This is a genomic window from Paraburkholderia sediminicola (genome assembly GCF_902859805.1).
GTDB classification, from domain to species: domain Bacteria; phylum Pseudomonadota; class Gammaproteobacteria; order Burkholderiales; family Burkholderiaceae; genus Paraburkholderia; species Paraburkholderia sediminicola.
The window spans coordinates 51,120-73,806 of record NZ_CADIKC010000010.1 but is presented as its reverse complement, the minus strand read 5'-3'; the positions used below and the strand labels follow the sequence as shown (position 1 = coordinate 73,806).

Annotated in this window: 22 protein-coding genes; 14 read left to right on the top strand and 8 right to left on the bottom strand. The window is 59.7% G+C overall.

Going from position 1 to position 22,687, the window contains the following annotated elements; all coding sequences use genetic code 11:
* Positions 1 to 125: 125 nt before the first annotated feature.
* The 6 genes from R8871_RS29305 to R8871_RS29280 all read right to left on the bottom strand — a co-directional run bounded on the left by R8871_RS29305 (position 126) and on the right by R8871_RS29280 (position 5,444).
* Positions 126 to 1,415, bottom strand: coding sequence for an MFS transporter (locus R8871_RS29305; RefSeq protein WP_175053603.1), 1,290 nt, complete (start codon positions 1,413 to 1,415; stop codon positions 126 to 128).
* Positions 1,416 to 1,565: 150 nt separating this feature from the next.
* Positions 1,566 to 1,958 carry a YybH family protein gene (locus R8871_RS29300; protein ID WP_175053602.1) on the bottom strand — a complete coding sequence of 131 codons (393 nt, stop codon included), beginning with the start codon at positions 1,956 to 1,958 and terminating at the stop codon, positions 1,566 to 1,568.
* A gap of 80 nt (positions 1,959 to 2,038) precedes the next feature.
* A complete protein-coding gene (gene hppD / locus R8871_RS29295) occupies positions 2,039 to 3,058 on the bottom strand; it encodes a 4-hydroxyphenylpyruvate dioxygenase (RefSeq protein WP_246287843.1) in 1,020 nt (339 codons plus the stop codon).
* Positions 3,059 to 3,158: 100 nt separating this feature from the next.
* Positions 3,159 to 4,112, bottom strand: coding sequence for an MBL fold metallo-hydrolase (locus tag R8871_RS29290; RefSeq protein WP_175053600.1), 954 nt, complete (start codon positions 4,110 to 4,112; stop codon positions 3,159 to 3,161).
* 143 nt (positions 4,113 to 4,255) lie between these two features.
* Positions 4,256 to 4,669 (bottom strand): RidA family protein, encoded by a 414-nt coding sequence (locus R8871_RS29285; protein WP_175053599.1) that lies wholly within the window; start codon positions 4,667 to 4,669, stop codon positions 4,256 to 4,258.
* 100 nt (positions 4,670 to 4,769) lie between these two features.
* The gene (locus R8871_RS29280; protein ID WP_175053598.1) at positions 4,770 to 5,444 is read right to left on the bottom strand and encodes a Crp/Fnr family transcriptional regulator; all 675 of its coding nucleotides are present in this window, start codon (positions 5,442 to 5,444) and stop codon (positions 4,770 to 4,772) included.
* A 224-nt stretch (positions 5,445 to 5,668) separates the two neighbouring features.
* Here R8871_RS29280 and R8871_RS29275 point away from each other — a divergent pair, with 224 nt between their 5' ends.
* The 3 genes from R8871_RS29275 to R8871_RS29265 all read left to right on the top strand — a co-directional run bounded on the left by R8871_RS29275 (position 5,669) and on the right by R8871_RS29265 (position 7,828).
* Positions 5,669 to 6,298: a TetR/AcrR family transcriptional regulator C-terminal domain-containing protein gene (locus R8871_RS29275; RefSeq protein ID WP_175053597.1), complete on the top strand. Its 630-nt coding sequence runs from the start codon at positions 5,669 to 5,671 to the stop codon at positions 6,296 to 6,298.
* A gap of 67 nt (positions 6,299 to 6,365) precedes the next feature.
* A complete protein-coding gene (locus R8871_RS29270; RefSeq protein WP_175053596.1) occupies positions 6,366 to 6,740 on the top strand; it encodes a hypothetical protein in 375 nt (124 codons plus the stop codon).
* A gap of 260 nt (positions 6,741 to 7,000) precedes the next feature.
* On the top strand, positions 7,001 to 7,828 hold the full coding sequence (locus R8871_RS29265; protein ID WP_175053595.1) for an SDR family oxidoreductase: 828 nt from the start codon (positions 7,001 to 7,003) through the stop codon (positions 7,826 to 7,828).
* A gap of 77 nt (positions 7,829 to 7,905) precedes the next feature.
* Here the strand turns inward: R8871_RS29265 and R8871_RS29260 are convergent, their stop codons facing one another.
* A complete protein-coding gene (locus tag R8871_RS29260; RefSeq protein ID WP_175053594.1) occupies positions 7,906 to 8,853 on the bottom strand; it encodes a D-alanyl-D-alanine carboxypeptidase family protein in 948 nt (315 codons plus the stop codon).
* A 122-nt stretch (positions 8,854 to 8,975) separates the two neighbouring features.
* Between R8871_RS29260 and R8871_RS29255 the strand changes: the two genes are divergently transcribed.
* The 3 genes from R8871_RS29255 (at position 8,976) to R8871_RS29245 (ending at position 12,519) form a co-directional block, all read left to right on the top strand.
* The gene (locus R8871_RS29255) at positions 8,976 to 9,449 is read left to right on the top strand and encodes an ABC transporter permease subunit (RefSeq protein WP_281370258.1); all 474 of its coding nucleotides are present in this window, start codon (positions 8,976 to 8,978) and stop codon (positions 9,447 to 9,449) included.
* A gap of 22 nt (positions 9,450 to 9,471) precedes the next feature.
* Entirely contained in the window at positions 9,472 to 11,229 is a 1,758-nt protein-coding gene (acpA, locus tag R8871_RS29250) for an acid phosphatase (RefSeq protein ID WP_407673231.1), read from the top strand.
* Positions 11,230 to 11,448: 219 nt separating this feature from the next.
* Complete coding sequence (locus R8871_RS29245; RefSeq protein ID WP_175053592.1) at positions 11,449 to 12,519, top strand: diguanylate cyclase domain-containing protein; 1,071 nt, start codon at positions 11,449 to 11,451, stop codon at positions 12,517 to 12,519.
* A gap of 183 nt (positions 12,520 to 12,702) precedes the next feature.
* Here the strand turns inward: R8871_RS29245 and R8871_RS29240 are convergent, their stop codons facing one another.
* The gene (locus R8871_RS29240; protein ID WP_175053591.1) at positions 12,703 to 13,740 is read right to left on the bottom strand and encodes an AraC family transcriptional regulator; all 1,038 of its coding nucleotides are present in this window, start codon (positions 13,738 to 13,740) and stop codon (positions 12,703 to 12,705) included.
* A 120-nt stretch (positions 13,741 to 13,860) separates the two neighbouring features.
* On the opposite strand from R8871_RS29240, the gene R8871_RS29235 reads away from it, so the two are divergent.
* From R8871_RS29235 to R8871_RS29200, 8 genes are all read left to right on the top strand, one after another.
* Positions 13,861 to 14,919: a BKACE family enzyme gene (locus R8871_RS29235; protein ID WP_175053590.1), complete on the top strand. Its 1,059-nt coding sequence runs from the start codon at positions 13,861 to 13,863 to the stop codon at positions 14,917 to 14,919.
* A 202-nt stretch (positions 14,920 to 15,121) separates the two neighbouring features.
* Entirely contained in the window at positions 15,122 to 16,441 is a 1,320-nt protein-coding gene (locus R8871_RS29230) for an MFS transporter (RefSeq protein ID WP_175053589.1), read from the top strand.
* A gap of 112 nt (positions 16,442 to 16,553) precedes the next feature.
* Entirely contained in the window at positions 16,554 to 17,534 is a 981-nt protein-coding gene (locus R8871_RS29225; protein ID WP_175053588.1) for a quinone oxidoreductase family protein, read from the top strand.
* Positions 17,535 to 17,544: 10 nt separating this feature from the next.
* The gene (locus R8871_RS29220) at positions 17,545 to 18,393 is read left to right on the top strand and encodes a TauD/TfdA dioxygenase family protein (RefSeq protein WP_175053587.1); all 849 of its coding nucleotides are present in this window, start codon (positions 17,545 to 17,547) and stop codon (positions 18,391 to 18,393) included.
* A 112-nt stretch (positions 18,394 to 18,505) separates the two neighbouring features.
* Positions 18,506 to 19,066 (top strand): RBBP9/YdeN family alpha/beta hydrolase, encoded by a 561-nt coding sequence (locus R8871_RS29215; RefSeq protein ID WP_175053586.1) that lies wholly within the window; start codon positions 18,506 to 18,508, stop codon positions 19,064 to 19,066.
* Between the two features lie 189 nt (positions 19,067 to 19,255).
* Complete coding sequence (locus R8871_RS29210; RefSeq protein ID WP_175053585.1) at positions 19,256 to 20,884, top strand: 3-(methylthio)propionyl-CoA ligase; 1,629 nt, start codon at positions 19,256 to 19,258, stop codon at positions 20,882 to 20,884.
* A gap of 114 nt (positions 20,885 to 20,998) precedes the next feature.
* Positions 20,999 to 22,144: a porin gene (locus tag R8871_RS29205; RefSeq protein ID WP_175053584.1), complete on the top strand. Its 1,146-nt coding sequence runs from the start codon at positions 20,999 to 21,001 to the stop codon at positions 22,142 to 22,144.
* Between the two features lie 30 nt (positions 22,145 to 22,174).
* Entirely contained in the window at positions 22,175 to 22,561 is a 387-nt protein-coding gene (locus tag R8871_RS29200) for a BON domain-containing protein (protein WP_175053583.1), read from the top strand.
* The last annotated feature ends 126 nt before the right edge of the window (positions 22,562 to 22,687 follow it).

Below are 22,687 nucleotides of genomic sequence, written 5' to 3'. Positions count from 1 at the left end.
AGTGGGCCCGGCAGTTCTCGTGGTATCTGCAGATACAAGAAAAAAAGCTTCGTCCCGGTGGCAAGGCGCTCAGCGAGCGTGGCAGACGTTGGACGAATCGGAAGATAGATGACGGTTGCCGTCGGTCATTCGTCAAGTTCCTGGCCGGTGCGATCCTTGATGAACGGCAACGCAAAACACGAAAGCAGCACGCAGACGATCAGGTACCACGCAGGCGCAAGCTTGCTCCCCGTCATGCGGATAAGCCAGATCGCCACTACCTGTGCAAAGCCACCAAAGACGGCGACGCCCACGCTGTAGACAATGGACATACCCGTCGCCCGAACGGGACGTGGAAACATTTCCGGCAGCATGGTGAGAGCTGGCGCCGCCTGTAGCGCCAGCAGCGCACTGAGACCCGCGACGGTGACCAGCAGACTTTCGACGCCTGGATCACGGGTCAGCCAGACAAACGCCGGATAAACCGCCATCACAATCAGTAGACGTGGCCAGAACACCAAGGTTTTACGGCTAGTCCGATCTGACAGTAGACCGGCAACAGGTGCGACCACGAAAGTCACTAATCCTGATACGAGTCCTGCCAGCAGCGCAGTCGACGTACTCAGTTTCAGTTCGCGGATCGCATAGGTCGGTATGTAGAAGCTCACAACGTAAGCTGCCACAGTCGACCCGACTGTCAACAGCGTCCCCAGCAATACGAAATTCCAGTGATCGCGCAGAACGATGACAGCTGGCGCACGCTTGTCGGTGGCCGGCACCGGCGCGTGCTCTTCGAGACGGCGACGGATTGTCATGCCGATCGGCGCGATGAGTATCCCGAGCAGGAACGGAATACGCCAACCCCAGGTTTCGAGCGCGCTGGAGGACAACACCACGGACAGCAGCCACGCGACGAATGCGCCTATCGAAACGCCCAAACCCTGGCTCGCAAACTGCCAGCTGCCGAGAAAAGCGCGGTTCGTGCTGGTTCCGGACTCAATCAGCAAGGTTGTCGATGCACCAACCTCACCGCCGGCCGAAAACCCTTGAATCAGACGAGCCGCGACGATCAGCATAGGCGCCACTAACCCTGCTTGTGCATAGGTCGGCGCGAGGCCAATCATCCCGCAGCCGAGCGCCATCATGAAAATGGTCAGCGTCATCGCTGCTTTGCGTCCCGCCCGGTCCGCGTAAGCGCCGATCATGACGCCCCCAAGGGGGCGCATGATGAAACCCACCCCGAACGTCGCCACCGCCGCGAGAAGCTGTCCGTAACCCGACATGGCCGGAAAGAAGACCTTTCCAATTGTGATCGCGAAGAAGCTATAGACAGTGAAATCGAAAAACTCCAGCGCATTGCCGATGGTCGCGGCGACAATCAACTGGGAACGATTAAGCCGGGCCTTGCGAACACCTGTCGCGCTGATGCTGCTCATTTAATCTCCGGGATTTGGGAGCAACGGATATTCACATCGCTCGTTAAAGGACGCTAACAGGCGATTCATCTACGCCGCTTTGCCGACGCGCCACGCCGTACAGCAGGCGGCTACCTGTTCGTTCCCGCCGACACCCGATACAGCCGGTGATTACACCAGGTGGTCTGTGTTATCGATATCGACAGCAGCGACCCAATCGCCACCCTCCTTCTTCCATATCACCACGTACTTCCCACGGATCTCCACTGGCTCACCGTCCCGCGTCAGGCTGACGACATAGCTGCCGACGTCATACGCAACGTCAAGACTCGTGGATACGGTCAGCGTTGGGGTGTAGAGCGCCTTGAAGTCAGGGCGTGTGAAATATGTGCGCCATACGGCAATAACCGCGTCCTTGCCGACATGTCGCGGCTGTCCCGGTTGCATATAGACCGCATCACTCGCGTAAATTGACGCTATCGCATCGATGTTCTTCTCCGCTATAGCGGCCATCCATACGTCATATCGGGCAAGGAGATGGTCTCGAACGTCCTGTTCTGTCATGGTTTCATTCCTTCAAGATTCCCGTTGACCAGGATAAGTGAACGGGTCAGCAGGGACCGTGGGTTCCTGCCACGCAGTGGTCAATTGAGCGAGCCGCGTTGTTGCTGATCCTTCTCCTGCGATTCGAACAGGGCCTTGAAATTGCCCTCGCCGAATCCGTCTTCTCCGCGGCGTTCAATTATTTCGAAGAAGACTGGCCCAATCTGGCGTTTCGTGAAACGCTGGAGCAGAATCTTCTGCGGACCCTTGCCGTCGACCAGGATGCCGCGTTCAGCCAGGTGTTCGATGTCAAGGCCGTGCCCCGGAAGACGCCCATCGATTCCGTCGTAATAGTTCTGCGATGGGGCTGCCATGAACTCAATGCCCGCAACACTGAGTTTTTGAATCGTGTCTTCGATGTCGGACGTCAGCAGCGCGATATGTTGAATCCCTTCGCCACCGTAGTCGCGGATAAATTCATCGTTCTGGTTGAGTACGCCGGGTTGGTCATGGGCGGCAGCGGCAACCGGGATCGATACGCGACCGCACGGGCTCACCATTGAGCGCGCCCGCATTCCAGACATGTGGCCCTTGACTTCGAGATACTGCTTCTCCGCGAACCCGAACGTATCGCGGTAGAAGTTGGCCCACAGATCAAGGTTCCTGGGGTGGACGATATTCGACGTGTGATCGACGGCAAGGATATTGGCGTCATCTTCTCGCGTGTTTCGGGCTTCGACCGGAAGCGAGAAGATTTCGCGGAAGTCGCGGTCGACGAAGTACACCAGACTATCGCCGATACCGAGGATCGTCGGCGTGTCGAGGACAAATTCTCCTACCTCTTCTGCGGAGGCGTTGGCGGCACCGCCTGCCAACGCCTGCTCGTGTGCTGCCTTCGCGTCGTTGACGCGAATTCCAATCGCACGCACCGAAGCACCATGCTGGGATTCGAACGCATTCGGATTTCCGTTAACGACGAAAGCGGCCGCTCCTTGTGTCATCAGGAGCATTTCGCTCTTCGACTTGCCGCGAAGGCGGAAACCAAAGTGCTCAAAGAGTTCAACGAGCTCCATTGGTCGTGATGAGACGAACTCGACGAACGCGAATCCATCAGTTTTCACTCGAGTATTCATGATACTAAGTAGCATTCCAAAATATATTTCATGGATTGATCTGGATCGAGCAAGCTCTCATTCGACAATCAGGCCGTGCCCGACCGACCTACGCTTCCAACTGCCTCCACATCTCGACGTCGCGCTCTGCCGTCCAGATTCTCGGGTCATCGAAACCCGTAGCCTCGTCATAAGCGCGTGACACGTCGAACGGCATGCAATGATCAAAGATGACCCAGTCGCTATAACGTGGTTTCATGAAGGCATAGACTTCGCGATAGATAGTCTTCAGGTCCTTGCCATCCGCGACGCCGCGGTTCACCTCGCCATACAAATCAGTGAGGAACGCACGCGTGCCCGCCAGACCCTGACGCACCTCAGCGGCGCTCTTGAGCGCCGGCCCGCGTCCTGGAACCATCTTTTCTGCCTTGAATTTCGATAATTCGTCGAGAGTGGCCGGCCACGCGCGGAAATAGGCGTCGCCGCAATAAGGCGTCGACTGGTATTCGACCAGGTCGCCAGCAAAGAGAATCTTCTGCTCCGGCAACCAGGCGATGGTGTCACCTTTGGTATGACCGCGACCAACCTGTTGAATCTTCACTTCCAGATTCCCAAGGTTGACAGTCATTTCGCCCTTGAATGTCATGGTCGGCCACACGAGGCCGGGTGGAATCGATTCGGCGTTACGGAACAGACGAGGAAAACGGCCGATCTCGCTGGCCTTGTCCTGCTCGCCGCGTTCGACAATCAGGTCGTACGTATCCCGGCTCGCGAGGATTTCCCGAGCCTGATATGCCGATGCGCCAAACACGCGAACAGCATGGTAATGCGACAACAAGACGTACTTGACAGGTTTGTCGGTGACTTCGCGAATGCGGCGAATCACGTCTTGTGCCATCACAGGCGTCGCCTGCGTGTCGATGACCATCACCGCATCATCGCCAATGATGACGCCGGTGTTCGGGTCGCCTTCAGCGGTGTACGCGTAGGCGTTGTTGGAGAGTTTCTCGAACGAGACGACCTTATCTTCGAGGTCGCCATGCGAAGCGAATGCTTTGCCCATTTGACGGGTTTCCGCTCATAAAGAACCACCACTCTCTCATCGTATTGAGCACAAACGCGCAACACGGTGGCCTGTCCACATGGCGGAGCGGCGGTCAATGAAGTATCGGTTCCGGCGTTCGACGCAGCCGGCGAAAATGAAACTTACTTCCGGCTCGCAGCGACGACCTTGATCTCGACGATAAGCTCAGGACGAGCCAACGCGGCAATACCGAGAATGGTCCATGCCGGGAAATCCGAGCGAATGTACCGCTCCTTTACTTCGCGGAACGTGGCGAGTTGTGCGCCAACATCGACGTGATAGGAAACGAGCTCGACGACATCCGTGAAATCGAGGTCCATATGGTTGAGCACGGCTTCGATACGCTTGAACGCGACATCGATCTGTTCCTTCGGATCCTCCGGAATCGACCCGTCGGCACGCAGACCGATTTGCCCAGCGATAAACACCAGCCCGTTAGCCGTCACGGCCGGCGAGTACTGGAACAGGTCGAAAATGCGATTGCTTCCGAAGGTTGCGTCATCGTCAGGAAGACGCAGGCGCTCGATTTTGCTCATGGCAGTCCTTCAATCAACTGGTGTAGTACGGGGAAATTGAATCCAACGTGACCACTTTAGGTGACCAGCTAACCTGCCGTCTGTATAGCGAGATACCAAATCAACCGAGAAGTTTGGACGAGTCGAGCACCCAGATACGACGCTGCCGCAATTCAATCGCGCCGAGCGTCGTCAACCGCTTCAATGCACGGGTGACGGTGACACGGGTCGCCCCCGTCATAGCGGCGATCTGCTCATGAGTCAGCGGGATAGATATCAGCGTGCCGTCCTCCCGCTTCTCGCCGTACAGTTCGGCCATCCGTCCCAGCAGCTCCCCAATTCGCATCTCCGGCTTTGGAAGCGCGAGGTATTGAATGCGGGAGGCCAGAATCCGCTGTTTGAGCGCAACGATACGCATCAGTGAGATCGCGAGTTCCGGACAGGACGGAATTGCTCCAGTGATAACCCTGATGTCAAACTCAATCAGCTCCGAGTCCTCGGCTGCGATAGCTGTGGCAATGCGCGGGAAGCCATCCATAGCGGGGCTCTCGCCAAACATCGACCACGGCCCCATCATTTCAAGCATGAACTCGGTGCCGTCGCTCTGAAAAATCGAAACCTGGATACGACCGGAAAGCAGAAAGTAAAAGGTGAAACCGAGCTCGCCTTGACGATAAATCATGTTGCCCTTCTTGACCTTGATCTTCCGGCCAAGATGGGCTGCACGAATCCACACGCCCGCCGTGGCGTCATCCATATGCCATGTCTCGGTGGTCGCTGCGGCGCTCTTGCTCAAACCTGTCTCCTTTCATGTGGGCGTGCTGGCGCGTGTATTGTGGCACGAACATAAGGGCTGTTTGGTCGCGTGCCAAGCAGCGTCGACGTGACGTTCCGCCCTCACCACGCGCCTGTGATAACTGTCAGCGTCTACTAACACCGTTAGTTTAAAATGTAGAGCATCAACGCATACTCAATAGCGTCGGCAAATCTCGATACCCTCAACATTCAAAAAAGACCCCCATGGCAATACAGAAAGAACAGGTCATCCAGGTTGCGATGGACCTCCTCGATGAACTTGGAATCGAGGGCGTAACGATGCGCAAACTCGCGCAGGCACTCGATATCAAGGCAGCCTCGCTGTACTGGCACTTTGCGAACAAGCAGGAACTGATGGACGGCATGGCCAACATTCTTATGGAGAACGTCGCCCGCAAAGCGCCACGTCATCACCAGTGGGAAGAGCGCTTGCGTCATATCGCGGTTGAAATCCGCCGGGCGATGTTGAAACATCGGGACGGCGCGCGCGTGTTCGCCGGCAGTTACGGCGTGGCCGAAAATGTCATGCGGGTCGGCAACGCGATGATGGCCACGCTAGCCGAAGCTGGCGCAAACACCCGGCTGTCCTCATGGGGCTCGTTCAGCGTGCTCTACTACGTGCTCGGATTCGTGATGGAAGAACAGGCGCTTGGCACAGACAACGACATCGACATGGATGCGCGCCGGGCCGCGTTCATGGCGCTCGCGAACACCGGCTATCCCCACGCATACGAGGCAGCCGACGACATCTTCAATCAAAATTTCGACCAGCGCTTCGCATTGGGTCTCGATCTGCTGATCCGGGGGTTAAAAAGCAAAATCGCCGACTCTTGATCGTCTAACAACGTTAGACTAAACTAACATCGTTAGATGATCGCAATCCCTGCGAGAGAGGCCAACGATGTTTCTGGATACAACGGATTTCCCGCTCGTGCGTCTGTGCACGGAGTACAACGAGCCAGACTGGGAATCGCAGTTCGATGCGCTGTTCGCCCGCGCCCAGCGCTTTGTTCTGTTCAGCGTCGGCGCGCCTGCCGATGAACAGGACGCACCACAAGGCGAACGAAAACAGCACGCACTCTGGCTCAAGAGAAATCGGCCCGCGCTCGCTCAATGGTGCGCCGGCGCGGTAATCGTCCACACGAGTCACACATTGGCCGTAGCATCGAGAGTGATGGCGCCAGCCATGGCCAAAGCCTTCGGCTTCCCGATCCGGATCATCGAAAACGAAGCTGACGTCAGCGCCGAAGTCGCGCGCCTGCTAGGCCAGAAGTAAAGCCCCTCCGCCGTTGGTCTACCGACTCTCCAGACCATGCGGCCCCATCCCGTTTCCCCCTACTTGCGTGCGCTGCCTGCCGGAACTGTCCGCGCGGGCGTCACCGCCATTCGGTATCGAGCCGGACACCCTTCACAATTTTCCCCTTGACGCCTAACATTGTTAGTCTAAAATTCAAACCTACCACCGTTAGATTAGCAACGACAGTGGTATCAGTTAAAACCAGGCTGGTGATCTGGCCTCTTTCGGAACTAATGCATATGAGTAAGAAAGTCTGGTTCATCACCGGTACTTCGCGCGGATTCGGCCGCGTCTGGGCCGAGGCCGCTCTCGTACGCGGTGACAGTGTCGCCGCCACGGTGCGGGACATTGCGAGCCTTAATGATCTCGTCGAATCGTACGGTGACGCGATTCTTCCACTCGCACTCGACGTCACGGATCGTGATGCCGTTTTCGCTGCGGTCGAACAGGCGCACCGGCATTTTGGCCGCCTCGACGTAGTGCTGAGCAACGCGGGTTACGGCCTGTTTGGCACGATCGAAGAAACAGACGAAGCTGCGGCACGCGCGCAGTTCGAGACGAATTTCTTCGGTTCCTTGTGGGTCGTTCAGGCCGCGTTGCCGTTACTACGTTTGCAGGGTGATGGTCACTTGCTCGCGGTATCCAGTCTCGCCGGCGTGATTACTTTCCCCACGGCGGGCGTCTACGTTGCCTCCAAATGGGCGCTCGAAGGTTTGTGCGATGCGCTTGCCAAGGAAGTCGCGGACTTCGGCATCAAGGTAACGCTCATCGAACCCGGCGGCTACGACACTGACTGGCGCGGCGCGTCCGCTCATCACGTAACGAAGCTGGACGCATACAGCGGCTTGCGCGAGAAACTGGCGGCAGCCCATGGCTCCCGCGCCCTCGGCAACGCCCAGTCCACAGCCGACGCGATTCTCGCTGTCGTCGATGCACCGACCCCGCCGTTGCGTCTGTTGCTTGGCGACACTGCGCTCCAGATCGCAGAACATAGCTACGCGGATCGGCTCGCCACGTGGCGGCAATGGGAAAGCGTTTCGAAAGCCGCTCAAGGCAATGCTGGCTAACGCCTGATCTGAACTGGCGTTCGCGCTCGAAGTCGTGGCGCGTCAATACGTCCTGCCGCTTTCGGCAACCCTCTCCTTCAGGTCCCATCCGCTTTGCCGGGACTCGCCACTGACAGACGGGTAACCGAGTGCGCTCCGGTCCCGTCATCGACTGGAAAGTCCTTGTAGGCTGAGAACGCGTAGTTCAGCAAGCTGCCGGCGCCCGCTATCCGGTCACCAGCCGTTGGTGCACCCAGTAGAACGGCAAAGACGCGTCGCGTCATCGGCGGCGCTACCTGTTTTCTCTTCGCGGTTGCGACGATGCAGTAACCGGCTGCCTGGGTATGGCCGGTCTTCATGCCGTCGACCGAAGGGTCCTTTCCAAGCAGCCAGTTCTTGTTTCGCTTCTCGAACCTGCCGAACGCGAAATGCTGCTCCGATGAAAATGTGTAGTACTCCGGGAAGTCTTTGGTGATACGCAAGGCCAACACGGAAAGGTCGCGGGCTGTTGAGTAATTTCCTGGCGTTGTAATCCCTGACGGCGTTGAGTAGTGGGTATGTTTCATTCCAAGTTGCCGCGCCGTTTCGTTCATCAATTGTTCGAAACCGGCAAGCGAGCCGCCGACGCGCTCTGCGAGCACAAGTGCGGCGTCGTTGGCAGAGGCGGCGATAAGACCGCGGACGAGCTCTCTAACCGGCACCCGCTGCCCCGGCGTCAGGTACATTTTCGCCTCGTCGCTGCCGACTTCACCGACGTCAGCCGCGCCGACCTGCACGTTCTCATCCCAGCGCAGGGTTCCACGCTTCAAGGCGCCGAGCACGATGTATGCCGTCATGAGTTTGGTGAGCGAAGCGGGTTGACGCTCTGCGTCCGCGTTATGTTCCACCAGTATCTGGCCGGATTCGCCGTCAACGACTATCCATGACACGGCCCGGATATCAGATGGTGGCCGCGCTGCGGCATTGCCGGCTGCTGCAGCCACGGATAAAGCGATTCCTGCTGACATCAGGATGCGTCGAAAAATAGAAAAGGGTAAGCGGAGCATCAAGTTTGAGACCTACACGGCAGTTTGCGCTGCTTGGAAGAAGGACGTCGATCATAAACGCGTCGCGCGCCCTGCTTCATGCTGATCTCGCATAACGCCATGCCGAATCCGCAAATGCACCCGTGCTGCAGCTCGCCCATTTGAGCTATACGTGGCCAGGCGTGCTGCTCGCTCAACTGGTCGGCACGCCGCCGCTGATGATCCGGATTCTCTCAGCCAGTTTCGCGAATGTACCGTCCGATGTGATTTCAGCAGCCCGCTCGCTTGGCGCACGCGCGCTCGCAACGGCGTGGCATATCGGCTTGCCGGCCGCCCGGCGAGAACTGCCGGGCGGCAGCCTGGTGATGTTGGCCAGCGGCCTCGAAGAGTTCGATAAGACCTTTATCGTCGGCGCACCAAAACATCCAGACATTACCAATTCTGTTGTACTTTCAGCTCGACGGCGCGGAGGTTATATTTCCCGCTGCCGCAGTTGCCAGTTTTATCCTTCTGCTGCCGACCTCACGCGCGCTGCGAGGCGAGTTGACTTCCGGCAGCACGCTGTAATCCAGTTGAAACCCTCATCGCTGCACACCGTGCGGCTTTCCGATCGATGACGATAGACACAAGGAGAATGACTTGAAAAAGCAGCCCCCCTCTTCCCCCTCCGTCCCTTCGAATCCGCCCAGCGATACTCAGGAGAAACTGGACAAGCCCAACACCAGCCGCCGCACATTTCTCACTGGGCTTGCCGCCGTCGCAGCGGGTGGCGGCCTGGGCGGCTGTGTCACGCCGGACCACTCCGCCGGCGGCCAGACCGACAACGTGCCGAATCCGAACCTCGATCAGGCGCTGCGCGACAACGTCAAAACCGTTGTCGTGATCTACTCCGAGAACCGCAGCTTCAACAATCTTTTCGGTAATTTCCCGGGCGTCGAAAGACCGCTGTCGTCGCTCAAGGCCGCCGACTATCTGCAACTCGACCGCGACGGCAAGACCGTACTCAATCAACTACCCGTTGTGCCGGGCGGCTGGCTGCTGAAGGACCAGGTGGCGGACGGCGTCACGTACAAGGCTGGGCTGCAATACCAGACCAATCTGCCGAATGCACCGTTTCCGTTGCGCGGCCCCAGCGGCGAGAATTTGCCGCTGTCGCTCGTCACACACGATCTGTGGCACGTGTTCTATCAGAACCAGATGCAGATCAACGGCGGCAAGAACAACATGTTCGTCGCGTGGGCCGACTCCGCTGGTTTTACGATGGGTCACTACGCGAACACCAGCTACGACTTGCGGCTATGGGATCTCGCGGCCGAATACGTGCTGTGCGACAACTTCTTCCAGGGCGCTTTCGGCGGCTCATTCCTGAACCATCAGTATCTGATCTCCGCCACCCCGCCGCGCTATTCCGACCCGGCTAACAGCATCGCGAAGTTCCAGATTGCCCAAACGGTCAGCGGCAAGCCGGACGACCCGAATCTGAAGCCGCTGGACACGTCCCCGCCGAGCGCGAAAGACGGCATTCCAAAGTTCGGGCCGAGCGCGCTGACGCCGCCCGAAACGCTGGCCGACGGCTCCGTGCTCAGCTACGCGGTCAATACGATGATGCCGCCGTACGCGCCAACGCCGATGACGCTGGACGCGAGCGGCACGGTTGTCGACTTCAAGCTCGATGCGAATGCGATGGCGGCGCCGCCGCAGACGCACGAGCACATCGGCGACAAGCTCGACAAGCGCGGCATCGATTGGGCCTGGTACGCGGGCGCCTTCCGCGAAACGCTGGATAAGCACGGCGCAAATCTGTCGAACGGCACGCCGGTGATTCCCAACTTCCAGTACCACCACCAGCCGTTCAACTACTTTAAAAACCTCGCGCCCGGCACCGCCGCGCGTGACAAGCGCCTGCGCGACGGCGGACTCGGCGACGACGAAAGCACCAACCGTTTTCTCGCCGACGCACGAGCAGGCAAGCTGCCGCCGGTCACGTTCTACAAGCCACAGGGCAATCTGAACATGCATGCCGGTTATGCCGACGTTGCATCTGGCGACCGGCACATCACACATGCGGTGAAGGCATTGCGCAGCAGCCCACAGTGGGAAAACATGGTTGTGATCGTCACGGTCGACGAGAACGGCGGCTGGTGGGATCACGTTGCGCCACCCAAAGGCGATCGCTGGGGGCCGGGCACGCGCGTGCCGGCGCTGGTGATCTCGCCGTTCGCGAAGAAAGGCTATGTCGATCATACCGTCTATGACACCGCGTCGATCCTGCGTTTCGTCACCCGTGTGTTCCGGCTCGAAACGCTCGACGGCATCAAGCAACGCGACAATGAAATGCGCGCGCGCGGCCAGACCCCGATGGGTGATCTCACGCGCGCTCTGACGTTCAAGGCCTGAGTTCAGACCGTATTCACAGAAATGCACGTGGCCCGTCACTGCGGAAGATGACGTTTCGTTCACACAGCGGGCTGTAAGGCTTTGCTGAAAATAACGTCAGGAAATCCCGGGCCACACTCGTTCCCGCACCGAAGCGCCTGTTTTATTGCGTGGTTGCCCGTTGAACTGAGGATACGGCGCCCGGATGACCACGATGCTTGAGCCATTCGCAGGTCGGCCATGGAATATTTGTCCCGTAGAATATCTCCGAACAATTTGTCCTCGGAGAGACCCTTGCAGACTGCCTTCAACAACGTTGTGCCCGACAACGAGACGCTTCTGGCAATCGTGCGGGCACAGACGGAGATTGCCAAGCTCGGACTGGATCTTGGCGGTGTCATGAGTTTTGTCACCGAGCGGGTACAGCAACTGACACGGGCCGATGGCGCGGTGGTCGAGCTTGCTGAAGGCGATGAAATGGTCTATCGCGCGAGTTCGGGCATTGCTTCTTCGCTGCTGGGTTTGCGGTTGAAGCGTACTGGCAGTCTGTCCGGTCTATGCGTGGAAACCGGCGATATCTTGCGATGTGAGGACTCGGAAACCGATCCGCGAGTCGACCGCGAGGCGTGTCGGCGGGTGGGTTTGCGCTCGATGATCGTGACGCCGCTCAGGCATGCGGATACGACGGTGGGCGTGCTGAAGGTCGTGGGCGCAGCGGCTAACGCGTTCACCGACGAAAATATTCGCGCGCTCGAACTGATGTCCGAACTGATCGCTGCCGCGATGTTTCACGCAGCGAGGCACGCAACCAGCGAGCTTTATTATCTGGCTACGCGCGATGCGCTGACGGGGTTGCCGAACCGCGCGTTGTTTTACGACCGGCTGCGGCAGGCGATTCAGCAGGCTCAACGAGCTTCAGCGACGCTCGGCATTCTCAATCTGGACCTCAACGATCTGAAACCCATCAACGACCGCTATGGCCACCGCGCGGGCGACGCGGCGATCAGGGAAGCGGCTCTGCGCATGAACAGGACGGCGCGGTGCTCGGACACGGTGGCGCGCGTGGGTGGCGACGAGTTCGCCGTCATCCTGCCCGGCATCCACTCCAAGGAAGATGCCGAGAGGCTGGGCATGCGTATGGTTGAGCAGGTCCGTGAGCCGTTCGAGTTCGAGGGGCGCGCGCTCGACCTCGATGTCAGTGTCGGCGCAGCCGTTCTCCCCGACGATGGCGTCGAGATGACTACGCTTATTGATCGGGCCGATCAGGCAATGTATGAGGCAAAGCGGATGCGGAAGATGGAGCGCACGTGAGTGGGTGCGGGGTCAGTCAGGCCGGAGCTGGTCTATCGGTAGCGAGTAGAGACACACGAGATAGCCCGGAACATGCCGGAGCATAAAGAGCCAGCGTACCTTGTGTAGCGGGGATCCCGGATTTGATCGGATTCAGCCGGATTCACCTGAATTCACCCGAAAGAATCCTGGTGCGAACAAGGATCAGCCACCTTCTATCTGCGTATTTGCGGCTGCCTGCGAGGCTTTCTTCCAGCTCGAAACCGTCATGCCAAACTGCTTTCTGAACCAGAAAGCGAAAGCACTGGGACTTGAGAAGCCGAGCAGATCCGCGAGTTCGGCAAGGGAGCGATCGCTGTCGAGAATCTGGCGGGAGGCGAGTTCAGCTCGAACCGACTGGTGCAGCGAAAAATAGCTCGTGCCTTCTGCGGCTAGATGGCGATGCAAAGTTCGGCGATCCATGCCGAGGTGCTTGGCTACCTGGTCTGACGTACATCTGCCCCCGGGCAACAGGGCAACCACGACCTGCCGAACGGTGTATGTCGCACTTTCATCGGACCCGGACAGGGCGTGATCGAGAAAACGGCGGACATGAGGCGCCATACGGTAGTCGTTGACCGAAATGGGTGCGGCGAGATCCTTTGCTGTACAGACGATGCCATTGAAGCTTGCATTGAACTCAACCACCGACCCGAACAGCGCTTTGTGACGCGTAGCACCGTACGGTTGACGATGTCTGAAACCGACGCTTCGGGGGCGCCAGGTCGGCCCCAACAATTCCTGGATCGCGCGATATAGCACGCCCACGGCCATCTCAACGGACTGTCGCACCGAGTGCGTGCCGGTCACCAGAACCTCTTCGCGAATCAGCACAGACTCGCCAAAGTCTTCGATGCTCGTTAAAAGCGCCGCGTTAATCAGGCGCATGTATCGACACAGGTTGTCCAGCGCCTGCCGAACATTCGGTGCTTCGCGCATCACAAAACTGATCGGGCCCAGGTTTGCCAGCCGCCGGTCCTCGGCCAGTTGCAAGCCGAAGTCTTCCACGCCCGCCATCGACGCGCTGTCTTCAAGCAGCTGGCTTACCGCCATAGGACTGACCGGCATGTCGGGGTCAAGCAGGCTCCGGGTATTCAACCCCACCTTGCGCAGCATTGCCTCAGGGTTGAGCCCATGGTGGCGCGCCAGTTCGGCGTAGCCGGTAAGACTGGCGCTTCGGATCAATGGGGTGTAACCCTGCATCACCATGTCCCACTTTAGACATCGAATGTCCCAAATAATACATCTCATTCGAACTTGTAGCGATAGTCTTCTCCTTGAGAGCTGAACCTCCTTTCCTATTCCAACCGACGGAGACACGCCATGAATTTTCTCGACGGACATCTATTCCCCGAAAACCAGCAACCGCTGATCATCACGGCCGCGCCCTACGCGCCCTCTTATATCCCCTCTGATTTTCCCGAAGACATCCCCGTCACGATGGAGGCGCAGATCCAGAAGGCGGTGGACTGCTACAACGCGGGTGCCACTGTGCTGCACCTGCACGTCCGCGAACTCGATGGGCGTGGCTCCAAGCGTCTGTCCAAATTCAACGAACTGGTCGCGGGCGTGCGCAAAGCCGTGCCCGATATGATCATTCAGGTGGGCGGTTCGATCTCGTTCGCGCCGGAGTCTGATGGCGCTGCCGCCAAGTGGCTTTCTGACGACACACGCCACATGCTGGCCGATCTCGATCCCAAGCCCGACCAGGTCACGGTGACCGTGAATACCTCGCAGATGAATGTGCTGGAACATTTCGACTACGAAGACCTGCGCGGCACTTCGATGGAAGACCCGGCGATTTTTCAGGCCTACAAGGAGATGACGGTGCCCGCTCAGCCAGGCTGGGTCGAGGAGCACATCCGTCGCCTGACAGCCGCGGGTATCCAGAGCGCTTTCCAGTGCTACAACATTAACAGCTTCGAGTCCGTCGAGCGTCTGATGCGCAGAGGGATCTACATGGGCCCGCTGGTCATGAACTGGGTGGCCATCAGCGGCGGCATGGACGCGCCCAACATCTACAACATGGCCAACATAGTGCGCGCCGTGCCCGATGGCGCGGTGCTGACGGTGGAAAGCTCCGTGCTCAACGTACTGCCGATCAACATGATGGGCATCGCCATGGGCCTGCATGTGCGCTGCGGCATCGAGGACAACCTCTGGAACCAGCAGCGCACCGCGAAGTTCAGCACGGTCCAGCAAATCGAGCAACTGGTACGCATTTCACGCGAGTTCGGCCGCCCGATCGCCACGGCGCAAGAGGCGCGCGAGATCTCCAGGATCGGCGTGTTCTACGACACGGTAGAGGAGTCCCTCGCAGCCAATGGCTTCGCGCCCAACCGCATGGGTCGCCAGCAGGGTCATCTGCGTAAGGCGGCATGAACGCTGCGACGCTGAAGCTTCTGCCATAAGGAGATTTAGGTCGAAGCGAGCGCACAACGCCTCCCGAGGTGGCCTGGCGGCCGTCAACGGCAGTACATACTGTCCGCGGCTTGACAGCTTGATGGAACCTGATGAGTGGCCAAGTCGACGCCAAGTTCGACGGTGCCGTGATTAAAAAAGCTGGACAGGAAGGAGACAACTCATGCTCACGCATGCCAGCCCCGGGACGGGCAACGATTCGACGACGCAAATTGACGTCAGCGCCTATGCCTGGGTGGTCTTCGCACTGACGGTCGGGTTGCTGCTCTCCGACTATATGTCGCGGCAGGTGTTAAACGCCGTGTTTCCGATGCTCAAGGTCACATGGAACCTGTCCGACACCCAGCTGGGATCGCTGAGCAGCGTGGTCGCGTTGATGGTGGGCGTGCTCACTTTTCCGCTGTCAGTGCTGGCCGATCGCACGGGCCGCGTCAAGAGCATTGCCTTGATGGCAGCGATGTGGAGTCTCGCGACGCTCGGCTGCGCGTTCTCGACGAACTATCACGAGATGCTGCTCGCGCGCGCCTTCGTCGGCATCGGCGAAGCTGCCTATGGAAGCGTCGGCATCGCGGTTGTCCTCAGCATTTTTCCGGCACGGCTGCGCTCTACGCTCACCGCCGCTTTCATGGCCGGGGGAGCATTCGGTTCGGTGCTGGGTATGGCACTAGGCGGCGCAGTCGCTGCTCACCTTGGCTGGCGCGCGGCATTCGGCGCAATGGCGGGTCTCGGGATCGTGCTTCTCGTTTGCTACCGGTGCGCCGTCACAGAAAAACAGCTTGCGCGCTTGCAGCCTGCCGATACGAACCCGCGTGCGCAGGTTCAGGGCATGCGCATGAGCTTCCGCACGCTGATGAAGGGACTCTTTTCGACAAAGTCGGTCGTGTGCGCCTACGTCGGCAGCGGCATCCATTTGCTGGTCCCGGCGGCCGTATGGGCGTGGATGCCCAGCTTCCTGAATCGCTATTACGGCATGTCCACGGGTAAGGCGGCCATGAGTGCGGCAATGTTCGTGCTGGCAACCGCTTTCGGCATGGTGGTGTGCGGGATTCTGGCCGACCGGCTCAGCAAGCATGAGCGGGAAAGGACGTGGAGTACGGCCGTTGCCTTCTGCCTGATCTGCTTCGTTTTGCTTACGATCGGTTTCCGAATGCCGGCAGGCCCGGCACAGCTCGTCGTGATTAGTGCCGGCATGTTCTTCAGCGCAGGCGCGACCGGCCCCTCGGGTGCGATGGTGGCGAACCTCACCCCGCCGTCGATCCATGCTTCGGCGTTTGCCACCCTGACGCTGGCGAACAACCTGCTGGGGCTGGCACCCGCTGCCGTCCTGACGGGCATCGTGGCCGACCGGATCGGGCTGCTCGGCGCGTTGCAACTCGTACCGTTTGCGCCCCTGGTCGCGGCTATCGCCTTCTTCATCGGCAGGCGTAACTATGGCGTCGACCTCGATCGTTTGAGTGCCCTTCGTGAACATGCCGGGGGTTGACCCGACGGTCACCCGCGAGCTTCAGACCTGGCAAGTGCGCCCGAGAGCAAAACGGGCCATCCGTCACAGGCCAAATAAATTTGCAGTTCGAGTAATGAATAGGAGATTTGATATGGCGAAAGCAGTGCGTTTCCATGAAACCGGCGGTCCTGAAGTTTTGCGCTACGAAACCGTTGAAGTGGGCGATCCCGGCCCCGGACACGTTCGCTTGCGCCATGAGGCAGTGGGCCTGAATTTCGCCGACACCTACTTCCGCAGCGGCCTGTACCCCGTGCCGCTGCCTGCGGGCATGGGCGTCGAGGCTGCAGGTGTGGTCGAGGCCATCGGCCCGGACGTGACTAACGTTGCGCTCGGCGACCGCGTGACCTACACCGGTTTTCTCAATACGCTCGGCGCTTACAGTACGGAACGCCTGATCCCGGCCGCGCCGCTTATCAAGCTGCCCGATGCGATCTCCTGCGAAACAGCTGCCGGCATGACAATGCGAGGCCTGACCGCCTCGTACCTGATGCGCCGCATTCATGACTTCAAGGCAGGCGACACCATCCTACTGCATGCCGCCGCCGGCGGAGTGGGTCTGATCGTGTCGCAATGGGCGAAACTGTTGGGTCTTACCGTGATCGGCACGGTATCGAACGAGGCCAAGGGCGAGGTGGCCCGCGCGCATGGCTGCGATCACATCATCTACTACAGCCGGGAGGATGTCGCGAAGCGCGTGCGCGAACTTACCAATGGCATGGGCGTGGACGTCGTGTTCGACAGCGTCGGCAAGGATACCTTCGGGGCGTCGCTCGATTCGCTCAGGCGCCGTGGCCTGATGGTATGCGTCGGCACGGCGTCCGGGCCCATCCCGCCGTTCAATCCGCAGATGCTGGCAATGAAGGGCTCGCTCTATCTGACCCGGCCCGCGCTGGCGGACTACATTGCCGACCCCGTCGAGAAGGACGAACTCGCCGGCGAACTCTTCGGGCATGTCGCGGCAGGCCGCATCAGGATCGAGCTCAACCAGCGTTACGCACTGGAGGACGCGGCGCAGGCCCACCGCGACCTCGAATCGCGCAAGACGACCGGCTCGTCGGTCTTCGTTATCTGAGGAACAGGTCATGCGAGTCGAGCAATTGACGTGTGCCATCGGTGCGGAACTGATCGGAGTGAATCTCGCTGACGCCATTCACGATGACAGCCTGTTTGCCAGGATCCGGGCGGCGCTGCTTGAGCACAGGGTGCTGTTCCTTCGAGATCAGGACATCTCGCGCGCCGAGCACGTCGCATTCGCGCGCCGTTTCGGCGCACTGGAAGACCATCCCGTCGCCGGCAGCGATCCTGAACATCCGGGCCTCGTGCGCATCTACAAGAACCCGGATCAGCCCAACGACCGGTATGAAAACGCGTGGCACGCGGATGCCACCTGGCGCGATGCGCCGCAGTTCGGTGCAGTCCTGCGCTGCGTGGAATGCCCGCCAGTCGGCGGCGACACGATGTGGGCGAACATGGTCCTCGCTTACGAGAACCTGCCGGATCACATCAAGACCCAGATCGCGGACCTGAGCGCCCGTCACAGCATCGAGGCTAGCTTCGGTGCCGCGATGCCGATCGAAAAACGTCTCGCTCTTAAAGCGCAATTCCCGGACGCTGAGCATCCGGTCGTGCGCACGCACCCGGAGACCGGTGAGAAGGTGTTGTTCGTGAGCGCCTTCACTACCCATTTCACCAACTACCACACGCCGGCGCGCGTGCGCTTCGGGCAGGACGCCAATCCGGGCGCGGGCGACCTGCTGCGCTATCTCATCAGCCAGGCCTACATCCCGGAGTATCAGGTCCGCTGGCGCTGGAAACCCAACAGCATTGCGATCTGGGACAACCGCAGCACGCAGCACTACGCCGTGATGGACTACCCGCCGTGTCACCGCAAGATGGAGCGCGCCGGAATTATCGGCGACAAACCGTACTGATCGGACCGCAACCATCTGCATGGGATCGGAGTCGCGCGCTATGGGGCTGGAGTAAGCGCTAAAGCGCGAACTCCAGCCGACACGTGAACTCCGACCGACAGGAGACCGCTTCATGACTCTCGATACGACGCCGACCATTCTGATGGTGCCCGGCTTGCGCGACCACGTCGCGGAGCACTGGCAAACACTGCTGGAGCGGAAGTTGACCAAGGCGGCATCGGTACCACCGCTCGAGCACGACAAACTCAGTTGCGCTGCGCGCGTTGCCGCGCTCGATGCTGCTCTCGAGAAAATCGATGGTCCGGTGATTCTGGTCGCGCATAGCGCTGGCGTCATGATCACAGTGCATTGGGCCCAGCGGCACAGCCGCAAGATTCGCGGCGCACTGCTCGCCGCTCCGGCCGACCTCGAGACGCCCCTGCCGGCAGGCTATCCGGCCTTCGATGCACTCGCTCAGAACGGTTGGCTGCCGATTCCACACGAGCCGCTGCCGTTTCCGAGCATCGTCTGTGCGAGCCGCAACGATCCGCTCGCGCAGTTCGAGCGTACCGCGGCGATGGCGAAAGCCTGGAGAAGCCGTCTTGTCGACCTCGGCGAAGTCGGGCACCTGAATCCCGCTGCAGGGTTTGGTGAATGGCCTATGGCGGAGACGCTGATCCATGCACTTGTCTGATCACAAATTGGTTAGCGCGGTCGATGAACTCGCGCCAGGCCAGCGGAAACCGGTCAGTCCGTGCCGTCGACGGAAAGCTGTTCGTGAGTTTCGAGAATTCAGTCGCCAGTCCCGCGCAGACACCGGCGTTCAATGCGGCATTGTGATCCGGGCCGCGCGGGAACATCCAGCCATTCAGAGGAACTGAGGATGCAAGGTTTGATGATGCAACAACCGTTACTGGTCGCTTCGCTGCTCATGCATGCCGAACGCCATCACGGTGAACAGGAAATCGTGTCGCGACGGGTCGAAGGTGACATTCACCGGTATCGGTACCGGGATCTTGCGCAACGCGCGCGTCGCATGGCAAACGCGCTGGCGGACCTTGGCATCAAGCCGGGCGAGCGGGTAGGAACGCTGGCGTGGAATGGCTACCGGCACATGGAGCTGTACTTCGCGGTGTCGGGGTCCGGCTCCGTGTTGCACACGCTCAACCCGCGGCTGCACGTCGACCAGCTCGCGTACATCATCGAACATGCGGAAGATCGTGTCGTGTTCTTTGACCTGACGTTTCTGCCGCTGATCGAGAGCGTCGCGCCACGCGTCAGCAGCACGAAGGTCTTCGTTGCAATGACCGGTCGCGCGCACATGCCACGCGACCATGGTCTTGCGGCGACGCTGTTGTGCTACGAGGATCTCGTCGAGGATCACGGCGATGTTTTCGATTGGCCGCTGCTGGACGAAAACAGCGCCTCGTCACTGTGCTACACGTCTGGTACGACAGGTAATCCGAAGGGAGTGCTATACAGCCATCGCTCGACGCTGCTACACACCTACGCGGCGGCGCTGCCAGACTCGCTCAACTGCTCGGCGCGCGATGTGATCCTCCCGGTTGTGCCGATGTTCCATGTAAACGCGTGGGGATTGCCTTATATCGCCTGCATGGTCGGTGCGAAGCTGGTGTTTCCGGGGCCGGCACTGGACGGCAAGTCGCTCCATGAGCTGATCGAGAATGAACAGGTCACGCTGTCGGCCGGCGTGCCGACAGTCTGGCAGGGGTTGCTCGCGCACGTCGACACGACTATGGGGTCGTTCTCGTCGATGAGGCGCACCATTATCGGCGGCGCGCCCTGTCCGACAGCGATGACGGCGACATTTCAGGCGCGCCATCGCGTCGACGTACTGCACGCATGGGGCATGACGGAATTGAGCCCGGTCGGAACGGTCTGCAGTTTCAAGGCGCATCAGGTGTCTCTGCCGATGGAAGAGCGCTATGCGCTTCAGGCGAAACAAGGGCGCTCCGTGTTCGGCATCGACATGAAAATTGTCGACATGGACGGCAAGGAGTTGCCATGGGACGGCATCGCAACTGGCGACCTTTTCGTGCGCGGTCATTGGGCCACGCGAGATTATTTCGGCAATGACGACACGCCGCCGCTGCGCAACGGATGGTTCCCGACCGGCGACGTGGCCAGGATCGATCCCGATGGCTTCATGCAGATTACAGATCGCAGCAAGGATGTCATCAAGTCCGGTGGCGAATGGATCAGTTCGACTGAAATCGAAAACATCGCGTACCTGCACCCCGAAGTCACAACGGCGGTATGCATCGCTGCGCGGCATCCGAAGTGGGACGAGCGCCCCCTGCTGTTGATCGTCAAGAAGCCTGGCGGCGCGCTCGTCCCGGACGAACTGCTCACATTTTTTGACGGCCGACTTGCGAGGTGGTGGAAGCCCGATGCCGTTGTGTTTGTCGACTCAGTTCCGCTCGGTGCAACGGGCAAGGTGCTCAAGAACCGGTTGCGGGATCAATTCGGCGATTACTACCTGTCGGCCTGAGGCACCGGCACCGGCAACAGCAACAGCAACAGCAACAGCAACACAGTTTCATTCGAGTAACAAACCATAAACTGCCGGGTCCACCCGGCACGCCTCAAATCCGGAGGAGACACAATGAAATTGAAATCAAGCATCCTGGCAGTGCTGATAGTTTTTTCCAGCGCGGCCCATGCCCAGTCTTCTGTCACGCTCTATGGCGTACTCGACAGCGGACTCCTGTATCAAAGCACCTCGGCGTCAACGTTCCTGCCGACCGCGCGAAACCAGGGGCATTCCTATCAACTTAAGGATGGTGGCATCTATTCCAGCTACTGGGGCATGAAGGGAATCGAGGACATCGGCGGTGGCTACAAGATCACCTTCAAGCTGCAAGGCACGTTCAACACCGCGAACGGCAAGTCCGGGCTGTCCGATACGCCGGGCGCGACCGCAATCTTCAACCAGTTCGCAACGATCGGGGCAACCGGGCCGTTTGGCACGTTCGACGCCGGCCGGCAGATCATCCCGATGATCTACGCCATGGCGGAAACCGACGTACGCGGCGCACAGTATTTCGGCAGCATCCTGACCGCGTGGCTCGGTATCAATCAGGCTGCCGGCTGGCCCGGCACCAGCACGAACGCTCCAATCGGCGCCCTCTATGACAGCAACGCGCTGGTCTACAATTCGCCGAAATTCTATGGCGCATCGCTTGCGCTTGAATATGCGCCGGGCGGCGTCGCGGGACAGTTCCAGGGCGGCACACGTGAGTCGGCTGTGCTCAAGTACTCGAACTACGGACTGAACCTGTCCGCTGTGTACTACAACGGACATGACACCAATCCGTTCCCGCTCACCTATCCGGCGGCGCCGGCCACGCCTGCGACAGGCCAGAGCAACAATCGTTTCTACTATTTCGGTGCGATGTATACGATCAGTGGATTCTCCGTGTCCGCCTCGTACGGCATCGGCAAAAACCCGGCGAAGAGCAACACTGCTGATTTCGAAATGGTGTCGGGCGGCCTCGGCTACCAGGTCAATCCGTACTTCAAGATCACGTCCGGCTACTACTACCTGAAGGACCGGAATCATTCAGCAAATCACTCGAGCGAAATCGCAGTGGGCGCCGAATACAACCTTTCCCCAAGGACGAAGATGTACGCGCAAGTCGGCTACGTCGACAACAAGGGGACCATGAACCAAACGATCATCTATGGGGCACCGGTTGCTCCCGGCATGTCCACCACCGCGGCTATGATCGGCCTGCGCCATAACTTCTGATTTCGTCATCCTCATCAAGCGGAGCAATCCATGAAAACAATCAAGACACTTGGGCTGGCCGTCGCCACACTATCCGTTGCCATGTCCGTGACCACCTGGTGCCAGGCTGGTGAAGCAGCCAGTACCCCTTCCAGTGCGCAGGGTGCGTCCACGACCGCGGGATCGGGCGCAGCGGCACTCACGGGCAGGAAAGCGGATCGTGCCCTGCGCCGGAAGGTTTATGCCGCCATCGGGAAATACAAGGAAATCAACGCCGGAGACATCAGTGTCATCGCGAAAGACGGCGCGGTGACACTGAATGGCACCGTCACGGAAGCGGCCCAGATCGGCAAGGCCGAGGCGATCGCTCAGGGCGTTCCCGGTGTGACGTCAGTGACCAACAAGCTCACGGTGAAAAAGCCATTCGGCGGCATGTAATCCTCCCTGGTCAGAAACGGAGTGGGCGGGGCTGAAGACAATGGGTCACGCCGACTTCGACCCATTAGTGGCGACGCCCAATCTGGCGGTCTCGCGCAGCCGCCGCCTCCTGGCGAGAGCGGCTGT